Origin of the sequence: Telmatospirillum siberiense, from assembly GCF_002845745.1 — a bacterium.
Classification (GTDB): Bacteria; Pseudomonadota; Alphaproteobacteria; order Rhodospirillales; family Magnetospirillaceae; genus Telmatospirillum; species Telmatospirillum siberiense.
On record NZ_PIUM01000033.1, the window covers coordinates 67069 to 76196 of the forward strand.

Genomic DNA, 9128 nt, shown 5'->3' on the forward strand with positions numbered 1-9128 from the left:
CCTCGCCCACGTCATAATCGTCGGTCATCGTCGCCCCTCGCTCAATGCCAAGCGGCGGCGATGGCGCCCTGCAGCACCGGATCGCTCGGTGCCCGGGTGTTGGCCAGGGCGCCCGGCGCAAAGCCGGGATGATTGGCCGAATAGACCGCCATCGCCTGCACCAGTTGAGCAATCTGGCCGTCGATCTTCAGACCGCCGGCGGTGATTTCCGAAAGCTGGTTGCCGGTGCCGGCGAACCAGTTGCTGACGGTCACCTCGCTGCTGCTTCCCATAACGTCGATTTGCAAGTCGTTGCCGGATTGCGTGAACCAGAGCTGGTCGTCAGTAATGCCAGGAGCAAAGTCGAGTTCGCCACTCCCAATGCCTGTTCTGTTCTGGATCGTCGCGGCGCCATCCCCTCTTGAGTACTCGAAATAAGACGAATAGGCATCGGCACCCGTGACCACCATCGTGGTGGCCCCGGCACCAGCCACCAGGGTATTCATCCAACCGCTCGACAGCAGCGTATCGGTTCCACTACCGGCAAACAACGTGTCGGTCGATCCCGCCGATATCAATATATTCGGCCCGGCCCCACCGACCAGGGTATTGTCCAATCCTGCGGACCACAGCGTGTCCGTGCCGCTTCCGGCGATCAAGGTGTCGTTCCATCCTATCGACGTCAAGATATTCGGGCCAACCCCACCGACCAGGGTATTACCCACCCCTTGGGACCACAGCGTGTCCGTACCGGTCCCGGCGATCAGCGTGTCGCTATCTCCATGCGACCAAAGCGTATCCGAGCCGCTGCCGCCGATAAGAAGGTTTGAAGAACCGGACGACAATAATACATCCGCGCCGCTGCCGCCGATCAAGGTCCCCTCGACGCCCCCAAGTTCCACTTTGGTAATTCCAATCAGTCTGTCATTGGTACCGCCGAACTCCGTCGCGGTCCCCGCCGCCAAATCGACAAGAAGTGGCTTGGTTACGGATGTGTTGCCGTAATAGGCCTCTGTCCGACCTGCCGTCCCCACGAGAGTGCTGCCAGACCCGTTGCCGATCAGCGTGTCGTTGTCGGCCTCGCCGATCAGCGTATCGTCTCGTCCGTAGGCGGCCGCGACAGTAATCCCGATCAAGGTATCGGCCACACCGCTTCCGTTCATTGAGGCGGTTCCCATGTCGAGATTGACAGTCACATCGTCAAGCACATAGGCCGCTGTGGCAACGGACCCGCCAGTGATCTCGATAAGGGTGGTCCCGGCGCCATTGCCGATCAGGGTATCGCTGTGGCCGCTCGATGCCAGCACGGCTGCCGTACCGGCGGCCGCGATCAGCGTATTGTTGCCGCCGCTGGACAAGAGGGTGTCCACCCCGCCCCCCGCGATCAACGTATTGGAAATACCAGAACTCGACGCGATGACGATCCCTACCAGGGTATCACTGGTGGTTGCTCCATATTTCGTGGCTTTGCCCGTGGCCAAATCCACGGTGATGCCGGAATCACCATAGGACGCTATCGTTTGCCCGCTTCCGGCAATCAGCGTATTGCCGGCCACATCGCTGATAAGCGTCGTGAGTCCCGTTCCTCCGATCAACGTGTCCTTGCTGCCATAGGCTGCCGCCGCCGTAATTCCCACCAGAGTGTCACCGACGATGGCACCATTCACCTGAGCTCTTCCAGTCGTGAAATTGACGACGACATTGTTCAGCGCATAGCAGGCGGCCGCATCGCTCCCGCCCATCACTTCCAGCAAATTACCGCCGGCGTTGCCGATAAGTGTGTCGAAGCTCCCGCTCGACACCAGCGTGCCTCTCCCGCTCCCGGCAATCAGTGTATTGTGATGGCCGTTTGACGACAGCATGTCCGCCCCGCTTCCGCCAATCAGCGTGTCGTTGGAACCGCTGGACGAAAGCACTTCGGTCGCACCGATGCCGGCGATCAGCGTATTGTAACGGCCACTTGACGACAGCACGTCCGTTCCGCTTCCTCCAATCAGCGTGTTGCGATAACCACTGGACAAAAGCGCTTCGGTCGCACCAATGCCGGCGATCAGCGTGTCGTTGGAACCGCTGGACAAAAGCGTATCCGTTCCGCTCCCTGCGATCAGCGTGTTACCCCCCGTCCACCCTCCCCCGCTTGAGATCAGCGTGTCATTGCCCGATCCACCTTGGAGCACAACGCCGCTTCCTGCCGTCGTCAGGATAAAGCCCGGCGGATTGACGAGCACCGGCAGCGTCACCATGGTCGTCGCTGTCGACCCATCCGTCTCCGTCGCCGTCGCCGTCGTGGTGAGATTGAACGTACCTGTGGCGGTTCCACTCGGCACATTCAGCGCCAGCCCCTGCAACTGCGCCGGCGTCAAGGTCCAACTGCCATCGGCATTCTGCGTTCCGGCTGACAACGTCGCATCGCTGGGCAAACCGCTGATGGTGATCGACAGGCTTTCCGCCCCGTCCGTCGCCGTCAGTGCGGATGTGATCGCCAATGGAATCGCCCCCCCGGCATTGCCCGAAGCGTTCTGCACCGACAGCGTCGGCGCCGTGGCAACGCCCAAGATGGTGAGCGGAAGATTGGCCGAAGTGGAGGCGACGGACCCGTCGAGGCTGTCACTCTCGGTTGCCGTCACCGTCAGAGCGGCGGTGCCGGCGAAGCTGCCGGCCGGCGTCGTCAAGGTCAGGCCGGCGAGTTGTGCCGACGTCAAGGTCCAACTGCCGTCGGCATTCTTCATACCGGCCGATAGGCTCGCCATCCCCGGGACGCCGACGATAGTGATGGACAGGTTCTCGTGGCCGTCATTCGCCGCGATCGCGGAGGCGATGGCCAGTGGGACGGCGGAACCGGCACTGCCTGACGCGGCTTGCACAGCAAGGGTCGGCGCCGTGGCGAGGCCCGTGATGGTCACCCCCAAGGGGGCGGTTGTGGTGGCCTGCGAACCGTCGGACTCCAGCGCCGTCGCCGTTACACCCAAGCTGTAGCTGCCGAACAAACCGGCCGGCGAGGTCAGGGTCAAACCGACGAGCTGTGCCGATGTCAGCATCCAGCTGCCATCGGCGTTCCTGATCCCGGCCGATAGGCTGGCCCCGCTGGGCAGTCCGGTGACGGTGATCGCCAGACTCTCTGCACCGTCGGTGGCTGTCAGCGCCGAGGCGATGGACAGTCCGATGGGGCTGGCGGCATGACCCGACACCGCCTGCACCGACAGGCTCGGCGCCGTGGCCACCCCGGCGATGGCCACCGGCAAGTTGGCCGAGGTGGCAGCGGTAGAGCCATCGGTTTCGGTCGCCGTCGCGGTCACCGTCAGCGTCGCCGTGCCGGCGAAGCTGCCGGCCGGCGCCGATAGCGTCAGACCGGAAAGTTGAACCGGCGTCAGCGTCCAACTGCCGTCGGCATTCTTGGTACCGGCCGACAGGCTGGCCACGCCGGGCACGCCGGTGACGGTGATCGACAAGCTTTCGGTCCCGTCGGTGGCGGTCAGCCCCGAAGCGATGGTCAACGGGATCGCCGTGCCGGCATTGCCCGATGCCGTCTGCACGTTCAAGGTGGGTGCCGTAGCGACGCCCGCGATGACCACCGGCAGGCTTGCCGAGGTCGAGGCCGTTGAGCCGTCGGGCTCGGTCGCCGTCGCGATCACCGTCAGGGTGGCGGTGCCGGCAAAGCTGCCGGCGGCCGGCGCATTCAGCGTCAGGTCCGTCAACTGCGCCGGGGTCAAACTCCAACTGCCGTCGGCATTCCGCGTCCCCGCCGACAGGCTGGCCGCACTTGGCACGCCGGTGATCTTGAGAGCCAGGGACTCCGTTCCGTCCGTCGCCGTCAGCGCCGAGGCAATGGTCAACGGGATCGCCGCCCCGGCGGTGCCGGAGGCCGACGACACCGACAGCGTCGGCGCCGAGGCCACGCCGGCGATGACCACGGTCAGATCGGCCGAGCGAGATTCCTCGGTGCCGTCGCTTTCGGTCGCCGTCGAGGTGACCACCAAGGTGGCAGTGCCGGCGAAGCTGCCGGCCGGTGCCGTCATGGTCAGGCCGGAAAGTTGCGCAGCCGTCAGCGTCCAGCTGCCGTCGGCGTTCTGCGTTCCCGTCGACAACGCCGCACCATTGGGCAGGCCAGAGATGGTGACCGTAATGCCGGCCTGACCCTCGCGGGCGGTCGGCGCCGTGATGATCGATAGCGGGATGGCGGCCCCCGCGTTACCGGAGGTCGCATGGACGGTCAGGCTTGGTCCGATCTCCAACCAATAGTCCGGCAGCACGGCCACCATCGCCGCCGGCATGACCGTAGCGGCAGCGGCGTCGAATGCCGGATTGCTCTGCTGGTAGGCGGTCATCGCCGCCAGCAGGCGGCCGACCGAGGCGGGATCGATGGTCGAGCCGTCGCCGGCGACGATGCTCGAGAGCTCGGCCGGCGTAGCGGCCAGCCAATTCTGCACCGTTACCCGGGACGACGTGCCGAGCACCTGGATCACCAGATCGTTGCCCGAAGCACTGAACCACAAATCCCCCGGGATCAACCCGGCGCCCAATTGCAAGGTACCGCCGGGACCGCCGCTGCCGGTTCCATTGACGATGACGTCCCGGCCATAGCCGGCGTTGAACTGATAGACATCGTTGCCGCCATTGCCGATCAGCGTATCGTTGCCGGCCCCACCAGCATCGAGGGTATCGTTGCCGGTCGTCCCGAAGATGGAAATATTCCAGCCATTGGCCAACGCGCCGGAGAGCGCCGCAGGCATGGTGGCGGTCTGCGGAGAAAATCCCGGATTGGCCGACTGCCAGGCCGCCATCGCCGCCTGCAGCTGGTTGATGGCCGCCGTGCCGATGGTCGAGCCGTCACCTGCCGCGATGCTCGAAAGCTCGGCCGTGTTACCGGCGAACCAGCCCTTGACGGTCGCCTGGTCCGCGGTGCCCAGCGCTTGGACAACGAGATCGTCGCCCGACCGGACGAACCACAGATCGCCCGGCGTCAGGCCGGCGCCAAGCTGCAGCGTGCCGCTCGGCCCGGCATTGCCGGATAGGCCGTTGACGATGACATCCTGTCCATAGCCGGCGTTGAAATCGTAAGTGTCGTTGCCACCTCCGCCGACCAGGGTGACATTGCCGATGCCGCCGTCGTCCAGCAGATCATTGCCGCCGGTGCCGGTGATGGTCCGCGCCCAATTGGTATCGAGTGCCGAGCCGAGTGTCGGATCGGTCGGCAGGGCGGTCGCGGTCCGTGGGTCGAAGCTGGGATTGGCGGCCTGATAGGCGGCCATCGCGGTGGCGAGTGCGGTGATGGCCGCCGTGCCGATCCGCGAACCGTCGGCCAGGACCAGGGACTGCAGTTCGGAGGCGGTCGCGGCGAACCAGTTCTGTACCGTCACCTGGGCTGTGGTGCCCAACTCCTGGATGATCAGGCTGTTGCCGGATCGAGAGAACCACAGGTCGTTCGGCGTCAACGCGACCTTACTGGCGGCATCCAGCCCGGCGCCCAGCATGAGCAGGCCGCTGGCGGCACCGCTGCCATTGCCGTTGACGATGACGTCCTGGCCATAATTGGCGTTAAAGTCGTAAGCATCACCCCCGCCACCACCGATCAGCGTGTCGTTGCCCTGGCCGCCGTCCAGCGTGTCGTTGCCGGCCCCGCCGATCAGCGTGTCGTTGCCACGCCCGCCATAAAGCAGATCCCCCGCCGCATTGGCGATCAGGATGTCGTTGCCGTCGCCGCCGAAGCCCTCGCCCAGATTGCCGTTGACCGTCACCACATGGCCGTCGATGACCGAATCCGACGTTCCGCTGCGCAGGTCGATGACGTTGTTGCCGGTCGCGGCGGATGCGTTGAAGCTGTCGCTCGCCGTCACCGGGGTGATCGCGGCATTGGCGGCGATCTCGTCGGTGAAGATCCATTGCTGCGTGCCGCCGGTTGCCGAGCCGCTGAACTGCATTTTGAACTGGGGATAACTGGAATAATAATTCCCCGTCGATTTCTGGATGAAATTCAGATCCCAATAATCATTGCCGGTGTTCTCGCCGAGATATTGATTGGTTCCGTAAGTGAAGAGCAGATGCGTGTGCCCGTCGGACGAGGTGTATTCGTCGTTCGTCGAGGGCGTGGTGTTTTCACCATCGAAGAGGGTGAAAGAGTCCGTCTCGCGATAAGCTGGATTGGTGGAGACACTGCGGAGACGGCTCAGCACGATCCGCGTATCGTTGAGCGGATGCAGGGTGATATCCATGTCGATCGCGATCTGGATATGCTCGATCTGGATGCCGGGGGTCGGTGAAATCGCCTCGAAATAATTATAGTTCGGCGTGGCGCTGATTATATGACCGGAAGAGTCGAACGTGAAGGTATAGGACGTCGGCAGTGAGACGACGGCGGAGTTCTGCCAAGCCGACTGCTGCAAATTGCCGTAGGTTTTCTGGCCTTGCCAAGTTTCCGCCAGGCGCACGGCGGCCCGCGCGTCCACCTCGCCGAAACCGTAATCCGAACTGTAATGCAGGCCCGTCCCGTTCCAGTTGGTGGCGGTGTTGGACTTCCAGACATTGTAGGGATCGGTCGAGGTCGGCGTCGGATCGTTCACCTTATCGGCCGAATAGGCCAGAATCTGCTGGACGTCGCGGTATCCCAGGTTGGGATTGGCTTCCAGCATCAAGGCAACGATGCCCGAGACGATCGGCGTGGCGAAGGAGGTGCCGGCCGCAGTCTGGGTGTCGGCCCCGAAGGTCTGCCCGAAGTCGTTGACGAAGGTGACGCCGTCGGAGGTGATGTTGTTGGCCGGGGCGGAGACCAGGATCGAGCTGCCTGGATTGCTGAAGGGCCGTCCGGCCGGGACCAGCGAGCCCAGGTCGGCGGTGGCGTTGATGCCCCCCACCGTGATGCCGTAGAGCGAACTGGTCATCTCCTGATCGTTGGTGGTCTCGCCGCCAGCGCGATCGTTGCCGCCGGCGAACACCAGGATCGTTCCCAATCCGTCGCGGCCTGTCGTCACGGCGTTGCGGAATGCCCCTTCGGTGACACTGGTGTAATTATAGGCGAAATAGTCCGTAAAGGGTTGTGTCCACCCCCAGCTGTTATTGACGATGTCATAATTCGCCCAGCCGGCGAGACTCGACAAAACCGCCTGCGCATTGGTGAAGGCATCGGGAATCGCCACGCTGTCGATGGTCGCCCCATAGGCCACGCCGACGGCGCCGCTGCCGTCCCGGGCCGCCCCGATGACGCCGGCGACCAGCGTCGCATGGGTCCCCAACTGCTCGACCCCCGGCGTGCCGTCGATCTTGACCGAGCTTCCGGCGTTGGCGGCCAGATCGGGGTTGCTAAAATCGACATTGCCGGAGGGATCGAACACCGCCACCGTCACCCCGGCCCCGGTGTAATCCTTCCACACCGGGATGACGCTGGCGGCCGTCAAGAACCATTCGCTGTCGAACAGCGTGTCGGTCGGCTGCGCCGGCGTGTTCAGATACACCGTGGCCGACATCTCGGCGGTGTTGGTGGTGCCGACCTGTTCGACCAGCGCGCCGTTGTTGCCCTTGTTGTCCTCGATATTGTAGCGGAAGCTCATCAGCCCGTTGAACCCCGCGGCGGGCGTGAAGGTGATGGTGGCACCGTCGGCCGACAAGGCCGCCGTGCCGCCCGTCACCTGGCCCGACGCCCCGCGGGCGATGGCCGCGCCGCTGCTGGAGAGCAACTGGCGGATCGAAAGGGTGTTACCGGCGTAATCGATGTCGTTGGAAAGCAGCGTGGCGGCGCTGATCACATATTGCCCGGCGGCGTTCGTCGTCACCTGGGCGGCATTGCCGGTGTTGAGGGAATCAGGAACCGGCATGCCCGCCGTGCTGGCCACCGGCACCTGGGCGATGTCCTTGAAATCCAGATCGGTGACGTTCTTCATGGTCACCGTGCCGTCGCCGTCCCTGTTGCCGATGTTGGTCACCGTGAGAGTGCCGTCGGCATTGTGGGAGAGCGTGTAGTCGGCATAGGACCCGTGGAAACCGACCACCGAGAAGGCCCCGGCCTTGCCGATCACCGTCAAGGCGCCGGCACCGACATAGACCTCGGCATTGTCGCTGCCCAGGGTGACGATATCGTTGCCGGGACCGGCGAAGATGACGTCGCTGTTGGGCTTGCCCGCCGTGCTGCCCGAGCCGCCGTAGATGACGTCGTTGCCCGACCCCGCATGCACCACCCCGCCGCCCGAGCCCAGTTCGATCAGATCGTCGCCGGTGCCGCCCGCGATGGCGTCGGCGGCCGCGCCCCCGATGATGATATTATTGCCGGAGCCCCCCTGGATGAAGACGTTCCAGGTGGTGCCCGAGGCATTGATGACGTCGCCGCCCGAACCGCCGATCACTTCCTGCAGATAGTCCTTGGCCATGTCGATGGTGACGCCCCGGGTGCCGATCACCTTGGCGATGTTGAAGCTGTTGGCCCCGGTGCCGCCATGCACCACCGTATTGGGATTGACCAGGAACACATTGGTGCCGCCGCCGCCGGTCAAGGTATCGGCCCCGCTGCCGCCGCCCAGCCAGTAGGTTCCGGTGTCGCTGGAGGCCACCGTGATGACGTCGTTCCGCGATGAGCTCAGCGCCGCCGTGATCGCGGTGGCAACCGTCGTTCCGGTGGTCTGGTCGATCAATTTGCCGCCCGAGATGAGGTAGCTGTGCGCCGTGGCGTTCTGGGCGACGAAGGTGGTGGCCTGGGTCGGCCCGCCTTCGGACAGCGAGGTGATGACCACGCCGCCGGTCACAGTGGTGGTGATATTGCCGATGCTGTCGTTCTGGAAGTTCACCGCGGCGGCCTGGTTCACGCTGCCGTCGCTTTTGGTGTAGGTGGTGCGGTTGGTAACGCTGCTGCCATTGATCGACTCGCCCTGATTACCCGACCCCGCCAGGGAAATCGAGGTGATGCCCAGGCTGTCCAGGCTGACCACTTCGCCCGCATCGCTGACGCCGTTGGCATTGGCATCGTTCCACACCATGATCTCGTTCCAATAGGAAACCCCGGTGGTGGGATCGATCAACGCCGTCTGCGCGGTGAAAGCCGTCGCCCCGGCCTGCGTCAGCGCCGCCAGTCCGTCGGCGTATTTTCCCGGCGTCGCCCCGGCGTTCAGGAACTCGGAGACCGTCTGGGTGATGTTGGTGATCGGCGCCACCACGCCGCCCGATTCGAA

Annotated in this window: 1 protein-coding gene; it reads right to left on the reverse strand. The window is 64.3% G+C overall.

Translation table 11 applies throughout. The features are described from left to right. Positions 1-41: 41 nt before the first annotated feature. Positions 42-9110 (reverse strand): cadherin-like domain-containing protein, encoded by a 9069-nt coding sequence (locus tag CWS72_RS22180; RefSeq protein ID WP_206747706.1) that lies wholly within the window; start codon positions 9108-9110, stop codon positions 42-44. Positions 9111-9128 lie beyond the last annotated feature (18 nt).